This window comes from Desulfurispirillum alkaliphilum (genome assembly GCF_055378285.1).
On the sequence record NZ_AP042405.1, the window covers coordinates 1,918,770 to 1,934,419 of the forward strand.

The window sequence follows — 15,650 nt, forward strand, 5'->3', positions numbered from 1 at the left end:
TCAGTATCCTTGATGGTTGGAAGATTGGTCGCACAAGGGCAGCATCAGGGTGAATACCGCTCCTCCTTCAGTATTGCCGGCCTCGATGGAGCCATGCATCCTGAGCATGATTCTGCGCGCCAGGGAGAGGCCAATGCCTGTTCCCTGCTCTCCTTTGGTTGACACAAATGGTTCAAAGAGTTTTTCGGGCAGGAGATGCTGTGGAATTCCGCCCCCATGATCGGCGATACGCAGTATGGCGTTGCGGGCAGTCACTTCAAAGGAAATCTCTATGATTGCCGGCTGAACATGTTTCTCCAGCATGACTTCCCGCGCGTTGTTGATGACATTGAGCACCACCTGTTTAAATTCGCTGTGGTAGCCGCATACCATGACGGGAGAGCAGGATTCCTGCTGAACGGTTATGGAATCCTTGCTCAGCTGGCCTTTGATGAGCTCCAGAACATCTCCGACACAGCGACACAGGTCAAAGGCCGTGATCTCGGTGGAGGGCTTGAAGAACTGGCGGAAATCGTCAATGGTATTGGACATGAATCCGAGCAGGTTCATGATATCGCGCACGGTTTCGTCTATGTTCTCCTGGTTGAGCTCACCGGCTTCGTACATTTCGGGAAGAAACTGCAGCAACAGCGCGATGTTGTTCAGGGGCTGCTTCCACTGGTGGGCGATGGCACCCATCATGCTGCCGAGTTCGGCCATCTTGGCCTGCTGAATCATGGTCTGCTGTTCCAGTTGGCGTTCGCGCTCAAGGTATTTTTTCTCGGTGATATCGCGGATAACGGTCAGCGCCATGATGCGGCCGGAAAGTTCCTGGCGGTGCACCGTGACTTCAGCCGCAAAGACGCTCCCATCAGCCGTGAGCAGGTCGCATTCGAATTCAATGCGGCCCTGCTCATGGAGAGCGGTCGCGTTGGCCAGTACGCCATCCCGATCTTCGGGGCAGTGCAGGTTCATCGGGGTCAGTGTCAGGAACTGTTCACGGGTGTAGCCAAAGAGAGCGCAGGCATTGTCGTTTACTTCACTGAAATGCGCAGGCAGCCCGTCCTGCTCGTAGCCGTGGGCGACAACAGCATCGGGGATGGCGTTAAACAGGTGATGGAAACGGGTTTCCTGCTCCAGCGCGCGGTTGAGCTCCTTTGCCACCTGTAAGGAAAGCGCGTCGTTAAAGCTTTCCAGCATAGCCTCGTATTTTTTGCGTTCGGTGATATCCACAAAAGACGTCACCACGGCGTAGGGCGCCTCCTGCCCGCCAGCATACAGCGGTTCCGAGTTGATGAGGATCCACACCAGCGAGCCATCGGGGCGATGCACGCCCATGATGACATTGCGCTGTGGCTCTCCCGTGCGCAGCGTATGCATGGCCGGGTGTTCTTCTCCGGGAAAGGGGGTGCCATCTTCACGTATGGCCTTCCAGTGGGGATCTGTGGACCGGCGCCCCTCTATTTGCTCGGTGGAGAGGCCAAGCAGCAGCTGCGCCGCTTCATTGCAGGAGATGATCTCGCCACTGGCGCTTTGCATCACAATACCTTCCGCCAGGGCTGCCAGGATTGACCGATAGCGCTCTTCGCGATCAGCCAGGAGTCGTTCCGCTTCCTTGCGACGGGTAATGTCACTGATATAGCCATGCCAGATTGTGCTGCCATCTGCGCCGCGCTGGGGCGTCGACTCACCGCGAACCCAGAGTGTCCTGCCGCTGGGGTGCTGTACCCGGTACTCGCACTGCCAGGAGCTCAGGTGCTGTGCCGACTCTCTGATGGTGTGGGCAACATACTCTCTGTCGTCGGGATGCAGGGTGGCAAAGACCGGCTCGGCGCTTCTGGAAACAACCTCCGGTCCGACGCCGTAAATATCCCATATCCCGTTGCTGGAGTACGGAAAATAGGACGTGCCGTCGGGCAGCTGGCAATACTGGAAGATCATTCCCGGAACATGGCCGGCAATTTTGCTCAGGCGCTGTTCAAACTGCACGCGGTCGCTGATGTCCAGGAAAGCCCCCACCAGCTCAATAATTCGCCCTCGCTCATCGCGCACCGCTGACATGATGTCCTCAATCCATATCCACTGCCCATCCCACAGTGAGTGGTGCTCGATCGTCTTTACGCGAAATTCATGGGAGCAGTGCCCGACAGCGCCATCCCGCAGCCACTGGCTGTTTTTCTGCAGAAGTCCTTCAATGTCGTCGGGATGGACCACCTCAGCCATCCAGCCAGGTTCAGAAACGATATCGGCAGGGCGATAGCCAAGCACCGAATGCACATTTTCACTGATATAGGTAAATTGGGTGAAATTTCCAGGTGGCATGGCGTACAGAACAGCGGGGCTTGACTGCATGAGGGTTTTCTGACGCATTTCCGAATGGGCCAGGGCCAGTTCCGCTTCTTTGCGCTGCTGGATATTCGTGTGAGTGCCCAGGACGCGAACAATGCCTCCATTGGCGTCCCACTGCACCACATTGCCCCGACCCTGAACCCAGAGCCACTCTCCGTCTGCTTTGCGATAGCGGAATTCGATGACGAAGGAGCGTCCGCACTCCAGTTGCTCCAGTACCTGGTCGGTTGCCGCGTCCACGTCATCGGGATGGATCAGCCTGCGCCAGTCTTCATATCGCAATGGGAAAGCGCCGGGAGCATATCCAAGCATCTCATAGCACACATCGTCCCACTGCACCCGATCGTCCAGCAGATTCCAATCCCACAGGCCGATGGAAACGGCCTCCATGGTGAGCCGCAACCGCTCCTCGTTGTCGCGCAGCTCCTGCTCCGTGCGCAGCTTTTCCGTAATATCGGCAAAGGACGTCACCGACCCGACCACCTGTCCTTCATGCATTACCGGGCGGCTGATGACGCGCGCCGTGAAAATAGTCCCGCTGGAGTGTCGAAAGGCTTCTCTGTTGTCGTACTCTTCCCCCTGATGAACCGTATTGAAAATGGGGCATTTCTCAAGGGTGATGCGCCCGTTCTCGTTATGGCAGTGGAAGAGATCATGCGCTATGACGCCTTGCAGCTCATCGCGGGTATACCCCAGGAGTTCCGTGGCCCGTTGATTGACATTGGTGATCACGCCGCGGGAGTCCATTACATAGAGCCCCTCGCCCAGGGTGTCGTTGATGACCTGCAGGTGGCGCCGTTCATGGGCCAGCATCGCCCTGCTCCTCATGAGAGAGTACAGCGCGCCGCTCAGTATCAGCAGCACCAGAGTGGAAAAACCAAGGCTGATGAAAAAATTATAGGTTAAGGAGCACAGGCGGGGGGCCGGGGCATAGGAGGCCAGATAACCCACCTGGCGCTGACGGGTATCGTAAATGGCCGTAAATGTCACCGTATGGTAGCGTCCGTCAAGCTTGATGGCCGCTGCGCTGCTCTGGCCCCTGGCCAGAACTTTCATGGCAGCGGCGCTGTCCGGGAGAAGTGCCGCGACGCGCTGAGCATCCTCTGAAAGTGGGGGTGGCGCGTCGGGCAGCTGGCGGTAAGGATCTTCCACCATGAGTTCGGGGTGTCCCACCCAGGGCTCATAGAGAAGCTGCTGTTCATCAAAGATGATGGAGTCGACATACTCTCTCCACAGGAGCATTTCGAATTCCCGTTCGGGCAGGAGCCTGGCCACCTCATGGCGCACGGCTTCAAAGGGCATGCTGAGTTCAACGCTGCCAAGGTGCTGGCCTTCAGGGGTGATTATGGGAAAGACATTGCGAAAACCCGAAACAATGCGACCGGTTTCAAAGCCAAAGACAGGCCGCAGCTCGGTATTGGCAATGCGGATTGCTTCGCGCACATCCCAGAGCTTGTCGCCGTAGAGATCGAGTTTGTGAAAGCGCAGGAAGCTCTCGCCATCGGGCAGATGAAAGTGCAGCTGACGCAGGCCTTTGCTCTGCAGGTGTTCGTTGATGGCAAACAGGCTGCGGTACAGCTCCATGCGCGCCCGGTCGCGGGTGGCGCTCTCCTGGGCTGCGCGCAGAATTTCGAGAATATCCCCACGCATGACATATTCAGTGAAATAGGTTTCAACTCAAGTTTCGCATCTTGTCGTCTTAGGCTAAGGTACTATTATTCTGACATTTATCGCGCGGAAACCGTATTGATTTTGCATGCTTGACTCATCTGTATCCCACTTTTCGTTTTCCGGGTATTATCCTTTTTGACCGCGCAAAAAGGACGCAAAAACGCGCCCCCCGAACGCCCGTTTTTCCGGATCATTACTCGCCTGTTCTGGAGATCCGACAGACACTGCCTCCCTGCAGTGCTGCCGGACCACTCACTTCCTGTGAGTGTCCCGTTCGGGTCTTGCCAGACAGGCGTCGCACTCACCGGACGGGCTCAGGGGGGAACGGCCTGCTTCTGTCTTTCCCCCGTGTGCTGGCCCAGCCAGGACGCGCCGACTGGAACGCTATGGACCCGCAGGGTTGACGCCACGACGGCGGCAACCGCAAACCAAAAGCCACGGAGGGCGGTTGTTTGCGGTCCCCAGTTCCAGGCAAGCGCACGGCTGAAAAGGACAGCACTGGGGGCCGCTTTTGCGCCACTTTTTGCGGGTAAAAAGTGGCAAAGAAACTCATAGACAAGGCGAGGGCAATGTCAAGAAACGCAGTCTGTGCAGAACCATTTTGGCCATCCCAGTATGGTATCCAGGTCGGCGCCGACAACCTGCCGCTTCGGGGTGCGAAACTTCAGTTTCAACACTGTTGCGGTGAAGGTTGATGGCCGCCTGCCAGGCTATGTCCTGGGCTGCCGTGGTCATATCCAGATAGTGTCGAATACCCTCGTCGCGGCGATAGTCCAGGTACAGTGTTACCACCAGCAGACTTCCCAGGAAAATCACGATACTGAATCGCAGGCTGCGCTTCAGGGAGAGTTTACTCATGGGATACCTCCAGGTAGTACTCCATGGGCATCCCAAGTTCCCGCAGCATCTGCTCCATGGTCAGGAAATCCTCCCTTGTACTGGGGCTGAAGCCAAAGCGGCCGAGCAGAAAAGAGTGAAGAGTGTCCGGGGGGATGTCGAGCAGTAAGTGGCGTATGGCCTCCATCTGCTCAGCGTTCATGGTGCGGGCATTGGCTACCAGTGAGAATCCGGGCAACGGCGGAGACTCCGCCAGAATGCGCACTCCGATATGGGCATAGCGTCTGGCAACTGTGGTTTTCAACCCGCCGGCAGCATAGTGACCACGGGCCAGGGCCAGGGCAACATCTTCGTGGTTCCCAAGGAAGGCGTGGGGAAGAGCGGATATTTCTGCACCAGCCTTTTGCAGTTGCCAGTACGTGGCGAAGTACCCACAGGTGGAGAGGGGGTGTGTCAGAGCGAAAGGCCCCTCGGTTTCACCGGTGAGTTCAGCAAGAGTGGCATGGCCGTCAAAGGGGACCGCAATGGCGCAGGTGTAGGCCGGGGTTCCATCGCTTTCGTGAAAGAAAACCAGTGGCACGGCATCCACCTCCATATGCCACAGCGCCATTACGGGCAGGGGTCCCAGGAGGGCGAGGTCAATGTTGCCCTCGGCAAACTCACTGACCACCTGTCCGTGATGGGCCAGCAGGCGTACCGTCACCTCCTGGCCCATCCCCATTTCCAGGTATTTGACCAGGGGCTGGCTCTGGGTCATGACCTGACGGGGATTTTCAAGGGGCAGGGGCGCGTAGGTCAACTCACGCGCCCCGACACCCTGCAGAAAACAGCCGGCTATGAGAGCAGTAATGAAAAGGTAGCGAATGGGAAGCTCCTTCAGTTGTGGATTCAGCACACATCCTGTGTGCCCGTGTCTCCATCATGTTGATGGCAACAGGTGTGGGCAGCAGGCATGTATGCCGCTCCCGGAAAGGAGATAAGAAAAACTCCTAAAGTATACACCTTTTCAAAAAGAACATTCAACATCAATTGGTATGCTTATTACGTTTCGTTACAGTATTTCCGGAGATGTTTTTCGGAAACCGTCTGCAATAGCTGTTGTTCAGGTGAAATACTCTGTGTGAAACGCGACAACTCCGCGCCTGCCCAGGACGATCCGACCCCAAGGCGCCGTCGCGTTTGCTGCAGAATCATGGAGGGGAAGATCCTGGCCTTGAGATGTCCGCATCATAGTGCTCCGTGATTTCCGAAAGTGAACAGGTAATATCTGAATAATGGGAATTCCCCGACATTTTCTCAATGAAAAACGTCACCTCCCGCGTCGGGGAGATGGATGGTGAAGCAGGCACCTTCAGCGGTGTTGGCAGCTCCAATGGAGCCGTTCATTTTGTGCAGGATGCTTCGGCTCAGGGACAGGCCGATGCCGGTTCCTCCATCACCCTTGCTGGTGACAAAGGCCTCAAAGATTTTGTCAGGCAGCAGGTGTTCGGCAATTCCTCCGCCATTGTCGCTGATGGTGACATGGATGTGCCCTGCGACCTTCTGGCAGCTGATTCTGATGAAAGGTTCCGGTGTTCTGCGTTCCACAAGGGCTTCACGGGCGTTGTTGACTATATTGAGAATCACCTGCTGGAATGCGTTCTTCACTCCCCGGACATGGTAGCTGCGGCATGTGGTGCACAGGCGCAGGTCGACACTGTCCCGGAGCAGTTGGCCGCCAATCAGCTCAAGGACGCCCTGAATGCTTTCAAGCAGGTTGAATGTCGTCTCGACTTCTGACGGCTTGAAGAAGTCACGGAAGTCGTCAATGGTGCGCGCCATGAAGTTCACCAGTTTCATGATATTGAAGGTCGCCTCATTGAGGGTGGCGGCATCAAGCTCGCCGGACTTGAGCTGTTCGGGCAGAAATTGCGTGTAGAGGGCAATGTTGTTGAGGGGCTGCTTCCACTGGTGGGCGATGGCCCCCATCATACTGCCCAGCTCTGCCATTTTTGACTGTTGAATCAGGGCAATCTCCTGTAATTGTTTCTCCCGCTGCAGTTTCCTGACCTCGCCGATGTCGCGCCACATCACCAGCAGGTGATCGGGACGATGCGCTCCAAGGGGTGAGAGCAGTACTTCCAGCAGAATTTCGCCACCATCGGCGGTAGTGGCTTTCCACTCGAATACCTGGACATCACCGGCGAAAGAGCGGTTGATCACGGCGTCAACGTGCGCCGAGGTGTTTTGGGACGAGAAATTCCCAGAGAGACTGGAAAGGTCTTGCGGACGCTTGCCGATGATCTGACCCGGTTCACGTCCCAGCATCCTGGCGGCAGCAGGATTGCATTCGCAGAAACGACCGGTACGGTCCAGCAGGAGAATGCCCTCCGGTGAGTGCTCAAAAAGGGTCCGGTAGCTTTGCTCAGTGGCCATGCGTCGCGAGACTTCTTCCTCCACCCGCTTGATCAACTCGTCATTGAATCGCTCCAGCGTGTCTTCATACTCTTTCTGGGTCGTGACATCCTCGGCAACGCCGGTCCAGCAGGAGAATGCGCCATCCTGGTCGTACACCGGAAAACTGCGTGCGTGTATCCAGCGCAGCGAGCCATCGGGCCGCTGGATACGGTACACCAGGTCAAAGGGCAGGTGCTCTGCAATCTCCAGGTCAAAATACTTCTGCACTCGCCGCCTGTCTTCGTGCCACACAGACGCGAGAAAAGACGCTGGGTCATCGTAGAGGCTTTGGCAGGATCGTCCCCAGACCTTTTCGTAGCCGGGGCTGATGTAGTGCATGATATCAGCGGTGCGCACCCAGAATATGGTGTCACTGTTTTCGGCAAACTGGCGCAGTCGCAGTTCGCTCTCTGTCAGCGCCTGTTCCACGCGCTTCTGTGCGCTGATGTCCTGAACGGTACCGATGAGGCGAACCAGGTTTCCCTGTTCATCACGTTCCAGCCGTGCCAGTTCGTGAACCCAGCGTACTTCACCATCAGGTCGAATGATGCGATGCTGCACATCGTGGATGCCATCGCGGCGGGCGCGCTCCTCGCTGGCCAGTACCAGCGGCAGGTCTTCGGGATGAACACGGTCATGGAAGGCCTGAATGCTTGGCGAGAAGGTCTGTTGATCAAAGCCGAAAATGGCGTAGATAGTATCTGACCACCACAGCTGCCCGCTCACCAGATTGGCTTCCCAGTGGCCCAGGCGGGCTATGCGCTGGGCTTCCTCCAGCCGGTGCAGGAGAATCTGGCCATGCTGCTGCTCCCGGAGCGCCTGGCGGCGAGCCAGGAAGAGTGCTGCGCTGAGCAGGAGAATCAGAATGACAACCAGCAGCAAGAACGCGATGGGCAGCTCCCAGCGTTCCCAGGCGTCCTTGAGGGTGAATTCGGGAGCCAGGTCAAAGGGTGGCAGGCGCAGTTCGCGCATCAGTCTTTCAACACTGTGGTAGTCAGCGGGAACGGAAAACCCGTAAATTCCGACCTGGCGCGCCAGCTTGCTGCCGTGGGGCAGCGCGTAGAGAGCCGATGCCAGCAGAAGCGCAACCTGTTCATTGGTATGGGCAAGAGCGGCCAGAGGCCACTCCGGGTAGACGGCAGTGGAGGCAGCATAGGGGGTTCCCCGCGCCTCGACAGGGTTGAGCACCCGTATTGCAGAGGCCTGCAGCCTGCCTTCCCGTATCATGGACTCCATGATACCGCTGCGCACAAAAGCGGCGTCAGTCTGGCCATGGAGCATGGTCAGGATGGCAGAGTCATGGGGCATTCCCGTTTCCTTGATGCGGATATCCCGGTGTGGCTGCACGCCGTGACCAAGTAGCTCGAACGCCTGCATCTGGTAGCCGCCAAGGGATTTTGTGGTAACCGCGGCAACGGTTTTTCCCTTCAGATCGGCTATTGTCTGCAGTTCATCGCGCTCAGCAGGAACCAGGATGACACCGGCAAATCCCCGCACCGGTATGCCATGTTCCATGGGGATGATTGTCGCCAACGGGGAGGACAGACTGTTCTGGCGGGCCAGCAGAATATAGTGCGCCGGATTTGTCAGCACAAAGTCGATCTCTCCGTTGGTGAGCGCGCGCTCCAGGTCCACGTAGCTCAGGGCGCGCAGCTCAATGGAGAAATGGGGAATATGCTGATTCAGATAGTCAACCAGGGGCTGAAAGCGTTCCCGGGTAATTTCCACCGGGCGGTAGGACAGTACTCCCAGGGTGTATGACTGGCCGAGCGCCGAGGTGGCGGTGCACATCAGCAACGCGATGAGGCTCAGCGCCCGGCGGGCTGACGGCAGAAGAAAAGCGCGCAGAAAGAACATATTCAGTCACCCCACAGAGAATCAAAAGTCCGTGTACTGTACACTCCCATGTGTGCTCTCAGCGCAGGCACTTGCGCAGCGCCTGCAGCAGCTCTGCCTTGAGAATCGGCTTGGTCAGCACGGCATCGGCTTCAGGTACGTGGCTGGCGTCGTCGGCAAATGCCGTGATGACGATGACGGGGAGCTCAGGGGAGTTGCTTTTGAGCTGCCTGAGCATATCACTTCCGCTCATCACTGGCATCTCCAGATCGGTCAGCACCACATCGGGATGAAACTGTGCGACTTTTTCCAGGCCATCGCGGCCATGGACTGCCAGGTGGATATCCTGAAAGCGGAATCGCAGCAAACGCTGCAGGCCAAGCCGTGCCATGGAATCATCTTCAACTATGAGAACCGTTTTGTCTTTGAAAGAGTCGTCCAGAACTGACATAGGCATCCTTGTGGAATTCGTTTTCATGATGATTTTTCTTCAGCCGTGATCATACCCTGCCCATGTCACGGGATTGTCACATTATGACACTTGGAAATCATGGCAGGGAATGGTATTCTCACGATTATCCATCACCAGTTTCCGAAGGAGCTTGGCATGTTTCAGGCGAGTCTGGCGCCACTCAAAGAAATGACGGTACTGATTGCCGAGGACGATGCCATGGCCCGCGCGTCTTTGCAGAAAACGCTGCAGCTTTTCTTTGGCGAGGCCATCACTGCCAGTGATGGCCGTGAGGCCCTGGATCTGTACGCCCGCCACTGTGTTGATGTCGCCATCCTGGATCTCATGATGCCTCAGTTCAGCGGACTGGAGGTTGCCGCCGAGATCCGTCGCGATGATCCCGATCTCCCCATCATCATCCTGACCGCCTACAGCGATTTTGAGAATGTCTCGGCAGCTGTGCGACTGCGGCTCATGGAGTACCTGGTCAAGCCAGTCAACATGTCGCAGCTCAAGGAGACCCTGCGCCGCTGTGTCGAGGAGATGAATCAACGTGGCCGGCTGGTTACCACCCTGAAAAGCGGTGCCAGTTATAACAGTGTGACCGGTGAGGCACTTTTCGAAGGCAGAACCAGCATCCTGACCCGCAATGAGAAACTGCTGCTCGACTACCTGCTGCGTCGTCGCGCCCAGGTCATCAACGCCCCCGATATCTGCATTCACCTTGAGGATGAAGGGGGCATGGCCCCCGGAAGCCTGCGCACCCTCGTCTACCGCCTGCGCGGAAAAATCGGCAATGACGCCGTGGTCAGCATCAAAGACCTGGGCTATATGGTACCCTGATTCACGTGTCAACTCCACTCCCGTCCTTTCATCGCCGCGCCGGCGGCAAGCCGGGCACCTGAGTCGAAAGCTCCGCGTCTTCCGTATGGAAGGCACTCAGGCGATCCTGTACATCAGCAGCCAGCCGTGCCAGATCAGAAGAGGCGTGCCCGACTTCCTCTGAAGCCTGGGCGGATTCTTCGGCGGCAGCTGAAATCGTCTGAATATCACTGCTGATATGGTCGGCCGTGGTTGACATCTCCTCCATGGCAGCCACGTTCTGCTCAATCAGCTCCTGCAGGCTTTCCATTCCTCCGAGGATTTCCACGAAGGCACTGTTGGCCTGCTGGGAAAGCTCATTGCCCTTCTGGGTCTTTTCGTTTACCGAAGACATGGCACCTGTGACCTGGTCAACGCCCCCCTGAATACTCTGCACAATGCTGATGATCTCCTGGGTGGATTCCGTGCTGCGCTCGGCCAGTTTGCGAACTTCATCGGCCACCACCGCAAAGCCTCTGCCGGCATCACCGGCGCGGGCGGCCTCTATGGCGGCATTGAGGGCCAGCAGGTTGGTCTGGTCGGCGATGTCGTTAATGACCTGAATGACCTCCTCAACCCGTGCGGCTTTCTCCTCAAGGGATTGGGCGGAACGCGTGGCCTCGGCTGCCTCGCGGGCGATGGCTTCCATTTCACGGGTGGAGAGCTGGACAAGCTTCCCTCCCTGGCGGGCCTGATCAAGGGCCTGATGGGAGCTTTCCTGAATGGAAGAGATATTTCGCGTAACCTCATTGACGGTCTGGGTCATTTCCAGTGTCGCGGTGGCGATCTGGGAGATGCCTTCCGCCTGAGAGTTTATGGCGGCGCTCATCTGGCTGGAAGAGCTGCTGAGCTGTTCGCTGGCGGATGCTACCCCATGGGCTGACATGCGCACGCCGACCACAATGTCGTGGACGCGATCGAGGAACTGGTTCACATAGCCAGAAGCATGGGCGAGTTCATCGCGGTTGCTGATGGGAATGCGCCTGGTCAGATCCCCTTCACCGGTCGCCAGGTCCTGCGCCACCTGGGCAATGGATGAGGAGGACGCGATGATGGAGCGAATAATGAAGAACATGGGCACCACCAGGGCGGCGATCAAGAGGACGATGGTCGTAGCCAGCTTGCGAACCTGGCTGCGGAAAACCGCCTGGACATCATCAAGGTAGATGCCGGTGCCGATCACCCATTCCCATGGTTCGAAGCCCATCACATAGGAGGTCTTCGGCACCGGATTGGTGAAGCCGGGCTTGGGCCAGCGATAGTCCACATGACCCTGGCCCTGTTCGCGCACCACGCGGGTGAATTCGACAAAAAATCGTTTTCCATCCGGGTCAGTGAAGTTGCGAAGATCCTGGCCCTCCAGTTGCGGATTGGTGGGATGCATGATCATGCGAGGCAGCATGTCATTCACCCAGAAGTAGTCGTTGTCAGCGTAGCGCACAGATTTCAGGGCCCGTAAAGCAGCCAGGCGAGCCTGCTCATCACTGATCAGGCCTTCGCTGGACATGCGCCAGAAATCCTCCACCACGCGGTAGTGGGACTCCGTGATATGGCGCACGGCATCGGCTTTGGACTCAAGAAGGCTCTGGTAGAGGGCATTCAAAGCCAGGCCAGTCAACAACGTCAGGCCAGCGACAGTCAGTGCGATAAAAAAGTACAGTTTTCCTTTAATGGTGCGGAACATATGCATAAGGTACTCCTCATTGTTGTGAGAACCGATGACAGCCGAGGAGCAGCATACTTTGGGATTCAGTATCACCTTTCCCGGCGGAGCTTCATGGCGACTTTGGTTTCATTAATCATGGTATCATTGCAATGTCACGCCGTAGTCACATTCCATGAAAAAAAACGAAATGGTGATGCAATCACATTGGAAGGGAATTCAGAAAGGGCAGGATGAGGAAACTCAGCAGATGACGCCCTGCAGTACCACGCGGAACCGGGCACCGCCGTTGACATTTTCCGCCTGGATGGTCCCCTGGTAGCGATCCTCGACAATGCGCCTGCAGACATAGAGCCCCATGCCCTTTTCCCGTGTGCGGAAGGAGGTCGTCACGTAGGGATCAAACACCTGGGGCAGAACCGCCAGGTCAATACCCCCCACGTTATCCTGGATGGTGATTTCCAGGCTGCCTCCCTCCAGGGCCAGTGCGTGTACGGTCACCAGACCATGATCTGTGTGGCGTTGCTGCATGACTTCCAGCACGTTGCGGAAAAATTCCACGAACAGTTCCACCACATCATTGCGGTTGACGAGAACCTGCAGGTCAGGCGCCACTTCATTGGCAATTTCCAGGCGATGCGCCCGGTCGGGCACCAGGAATTTCTGCGCATGCTCACACAGGTGAAACAAAAAGTAGCGATCCCGTGTGCTTTCCGGCGATTCATAGAGGTTTGTGAACTGGCTGATCGTCTCGGAAAGTTTGAAAAGTTCCCCCAGAGCGGTTTCAACACGATTGTTCACGGTTTCATCATTCAGCGCTCCCTCGTGGAAGAGTTCTTCAATTTCCTGGATGCTGAGGGCGGCGATATTCAGTGGCTGGCGCCAGTGGTGGGCCAGATTGATCAGCAGACTCAGCAGCGCGTGGCGGCGCACCTGTTCAAAAATGACCTGATCCTGCTGACGAACGGTTTGAACCGCCTCATCGATTTCGCGCTGCTGCGCCTGCAGAACACCCTTCAGGGCTTCCTCGGCTTCTCGCCGCACCGTGATATCCTGCACGCAGATCAGTACGCTTGACACCTGGCCCTCGTCAAGCAGTGCCGGGGTAATGGAGGTATGCAGGAACTTTCTGGAACCATCAGAGAGGGTGATGGCATCATCAGGCAGGTGAACCGTTGAGGAGCGCAGGCAGGCCTGGGCAATCTGCGAAATCAGGTTTGCCTCCCGCTGTGCTTCCTGCTGCTCACTGACGTGGGAGAAGATCTCCTCCCACGCGGTATTGTGATGTTCATAGCGACCTGTGCGCAGGTTGCGCACGGCAATGCCGACAGGCAGCACCTGAAGCAGCAGCTGCTGGAAGTCCAGGTTGGCCTTCAGCTCCGCAGTGCGCGCTTCGACCATACGGGAGACACGGTGGTTGACCCGGGTCAGGTAGGTGACAAAGCCCGTTGCGCTGGCCGTAAGGCCAAGCCCTACCAGGAGCATGACCCAGGCAGCCCGGTGGGGGTACGCCTGCTCGAAAAGTGGCCCCGGTCTGGTCACGAACACCCAGGAGTAACCGTAGCGAAATAGAGGGTAGCGCGACTGCAGGGAGGTCGAAGAGTGCGGTATATCGGTGCTGGTGTTGATAAATATGGACGTTTCCAGGTCAGGTGACAACAGGTGGATATCCACCAGAATATCGTCCTCGGCCTGGGTGCCCATTGCCCTCTGCCAGAATGCCGGGATATCCATTGCGGCCACAATGACGCCTTTTTGCTGCACCGGGACGATAATCAGGGTCCACTGTGGCGTGGTCGTACTCTGGTCGCTGAATGGGGCGCTCATGTGCGGGAGTCCGCTTTGCCAGGCCCGACTCAGGGTCAGACGCGCGGCTGGATGCAGCTGCAGTTCATCACCCACCTGCATGACATGGTGCTGAGGCGAGGTCATGGCCGTGACGGCAAACCGATCGTCCACCTGTGGCGCCCAGGCGAGAAATGCAAGGCCGAGATTGTTCGCTATTGACCTGGCCAGGAGGGTAAAGGATTCGCCGGAGGCATCGCCACTGCGCATATAGTGTCCTAGGATATCCAGGGAGTCGTGCAGGGAGAACATGGTGCTCTTGATCTGGTCTGACTTGTTGCTGCTCCAGTGCAGAAAGAGCACCTGGCGATTCTGGCGTTCGAACACATGGGCCGAAACAGCAGCAAAGAAGGTGAAGGTCACTCCTGTCAGCAGGATAAACACTATCTCGAAGTGGCGTACACAGCACAGATCGCGGTGGCGGGGTACATTGCGCAGGAAGAGGGCCACATTAAGCCCGGCGGTCAATACCACCAGCGCCATGGCCGCCACCAGGGGAATCATCTGCATTCCCCTGACTGCCATCACGACATCGGGGCTGTGAATGCGGATCTGCAGGCCAGCGAACACGGTGCCGCTGTCCGGATGCGCCAGGGGAATATACTGGGTCACATCTTCAATCCCGGCCAGTATTTCCTCTTCCAGCACTATCCGCTTCTCACCCAGAGCTTTTCGCGCCGCCTGCTTGTCAAAGGCGATGGCCTCTGCGCTCTGGCAACTCAGTTGGCGGGAGTCGTAACTGCCCGGACCGAACAGGAATTCCCCCTCGGCCATGCGGTACATGCGCAGGAACACGACATGCTCTTCAACGGAGTGATAGGCGCCGAGCATATCACATACCCGCTGGTACAGCTGACTTGTCCCCATGTCTTCCGTGAAGGTCAGCCCCGCGATGCGGCGCAGGTTCAGGGTTTCCGTGAGTACCTGTGAGTGCTTTTCCATCTGCTGCAGCTGCAGGTTTTTTTCATGATTCATGAACCAGTTTGCCGCAAACCAGGTTGCCAGTGTCACGCAAAGCAGGGCTACCGGGCTGACAGCACTGGCGACGAGGAAGAGCGCTTCGCGCTCCCGGGAGAGGTCGGTTTCCTGGACGCGCTGCAACAGCAGCCATGCAAAAATGCAGCTGAGAAGCATGGCTATCAGTCCTGTGTTCACCAGCCAGTCATAGGGTAAAAGCCCCGTAACCGGGGAAAGGGACAGTGTCAGGATCGCGACGGCAAGGGAAATGGCCAGCGTGTGTGAAAAAATACGTGGTGTCTTGCGCTCAGCCCTGAAGGCCAGGTGCCACGAGCTGCGCAAAAGCCCCGGCAGGCCGAGGAGGAGAAATGCGATTTTCAGCGCGGCTGCTGAAGTGGCTACCATCAGTACAAGGGTCACAAGAGCCGCCGCCGCGATCATGGCCACGCGCCACCAGCGCCGAAATTGGTTTCGGCACTTCACCGCCGCCTCAAAGAGGGCGAAGAGTGCTGTGACGTGCAGCAGGACGGGTATGGGCTCAAGTGCCGTGAAGGCGAACCCTTCGGCCATGAGCCGCAACCATATGGCGGTGCCATGGAGCGCGGCAAAAACGCTGATCCACGCCCAGAACTGCCCTGCCCGCGAAAAATGCAGGCAGAGGGCGATGGCGGCGAAAATCAGAAATATTGTGCCATGGAGAAAGGCCGTAAATTCCATATTCCCTCGGAATGAAAGGAGCTGCCAGCGGCTTCAGCCACTGCGCTG

8 protein-coding genes are annotated in these 15,650 nt (G+C 57.4%); 1 reads left to right on the forward strand and 7 read right to left on the reverse strand.

The features are described from left to right. The 5 genes from ACZ46I_RS08615 to ACZ46I_RS08635 form a co-directional block, all read right to left on the reverse strand. Positions 1 to 3,978, reverse strand: coding sequence for a PAS domain S-box protein (locus tag ACZ46I_RS08615; protein ID WP_464280528.1), 3,978 nt, complete (start codon positions 3,976 to 3,978; stop codon positions 1 to 3). Positions 3,979 to 4,548: 570 nt separating this feature from the next. After that, a complete protein-coding gene (locus ACZ46I_RS08620) occupies positions 4,549 to 4,857 on the reverse strand; it encodes a hypothetical protein (RefSeq protein ID WP_464280529.1) in 309 nt (102 codons plus the stop codon). Further along, positions 4,850 to 5,731 carry a PhnD/SsuA/transferrin family substrate-binding protein gene (locus ACZ46I_RS08625; RefSeq protein ID WP_464280530.1) on the reverse strand — a complete coding sequence of 294 codons (882 nt, stop codon included), beginning with the start codon at positions 5,729 to 5,731 and terminating at the stop codon, positions 4,850 to 4,852. The genes ACZ46I_RS08620 and ACZ46I_RS08625 overlap by 8 nt, the downstream gene beginning before the upstream one ends. Positions 5,732 to 6,132: 401 nt before the next feature. Then, positions 6,133 to 9,129, reverse strand: coding sequence for a PhnD/SsuA/transferrin family substrate-binding protein (locus ACZ46I_RS08630; protein WP_464280531.1), 2,997 nt, complete (start codon positions 9,127 to 9,129; stop codon positions 6,133 to 6,135). A gap of 58 nt (positions 9,130 to 9,187) precedes the next feature. Next, on the reverse strand, positions 9,188 to 9,559 hold the full coding sequence (locus ACZ46I_RS08635) for a response regulator (protein ID WP_013506331.1): 372 nt from the start codon (positions 9,557 to 9,559) through the stop codon (positions 9,188 to 9,190). Positions 9,560 to 9,715: 156 nt separating this feature from the next. Here ACZ46I_RS08635 and ACZ46I_RS08640 point away from each other — a divergent pair, with 156 nt between their 5' ends. Further along, on the forward strand, positions 9,716 to 10,402 hold the full coding sequence (locus ACZ46I_RS08640) for a response regulator (RefSeq protein ID WP_464280532.1): 687 nt from the start codon (positions 9,716 to 9,718) through the stop codon (positions 10,400 to 10,402). A 28-nt stretch (positions 10,403 to 10,430) separates the two neighbouring features. Here the strand turns inward: ACZ46I_RS08640 and ACZ46I_RS08645 are convergent, their stop codons facing one another. After that, positions 10,431 to 12,110: a methyl-accepting chemotaxis protein gene (locus ACZ46I_RS08645; RefSeq protein WP_464280533.1), complete on the reverse strand. Its 1,680-nt coding sequence runs from the start codon at positions 12,108 to 12,110 to the stop codon at positions 10,431 to 10,433. A 216-nt stretch (positions 12,111 to 12,326) separates the two neighbouring features. Beyond that, positions 12,327 to 15,602: a PAS domain-containing sensor histidine kinase gene (locus ACZ46I_RS08650; protein ID WP_464280534.1), complete on the reverse strand. Its 3,276-nt coding sequence runs from the start codon at positions 15,600 to 15,602 to the stop codon at positions 12,327 to 12,329. Positions 15,603 to 15,650: the final 48 nt, after the last annotated feature.

What these genes read in the sequence shown, in the direction of transcription:
- ACZ46I_RS08615 (WP_464280528.1), bottom strand. Translation starts at nt 3,978, where the DNA reads ATGCGTGGGGATATTCTCGAAATTCTGCGCGCAGCCCAGGAGAGCGCC.
- ACZ46I_RS08620 (WP_464280529.1), bottom strand. Translation starts at nt 4,857, where the DNA reads ATGAGTAAACTCTCCCTGAAGCGCAGCCTGCGATTCAGTATCGTGATT.
- ACZ46I_RS08630 (WP_464280531.1), bottom strand. Translation starts at nt 9,129, where the DNA reads ATGTTCTTTCTGCGCGCTTTTCTTCTGCCGTCAGCCCGCCGGGCGCTG.
- ACZ46I_RS08635 (WP_013506331.1), bottom strand. Translation starts at nt 9,559, where the DNA reads ATGTCAGTTCTGGACGACTCTTTCAAAGACAAAACGGTTCTCATAGTT.
- ACZ46I_RS08640 (WP_464280532.1), top strand. Translation starts at nt 9,716, where the DNA reads ATGTTTCAGGCGAGTCTGGCGCCACTCAAAGAAATGACGGTACTGATT.
- ACZ46I_RS08645 (WP_464280533.1), bottom strand. Translation starts at nt 12,110, where the DNA reads ATGCATATGTTCCGCACCATTAAAGGAAAACTGTACTTTTTTATCGCA.
- ACZ46I_RS08650 (WP_464280534.1), bottom strand. Translation starts at nt 15,602, where the DNA reads ATGGAATTTACGGCCTTTCTCCATGGCACAATATTTCTGATTTTCGCC.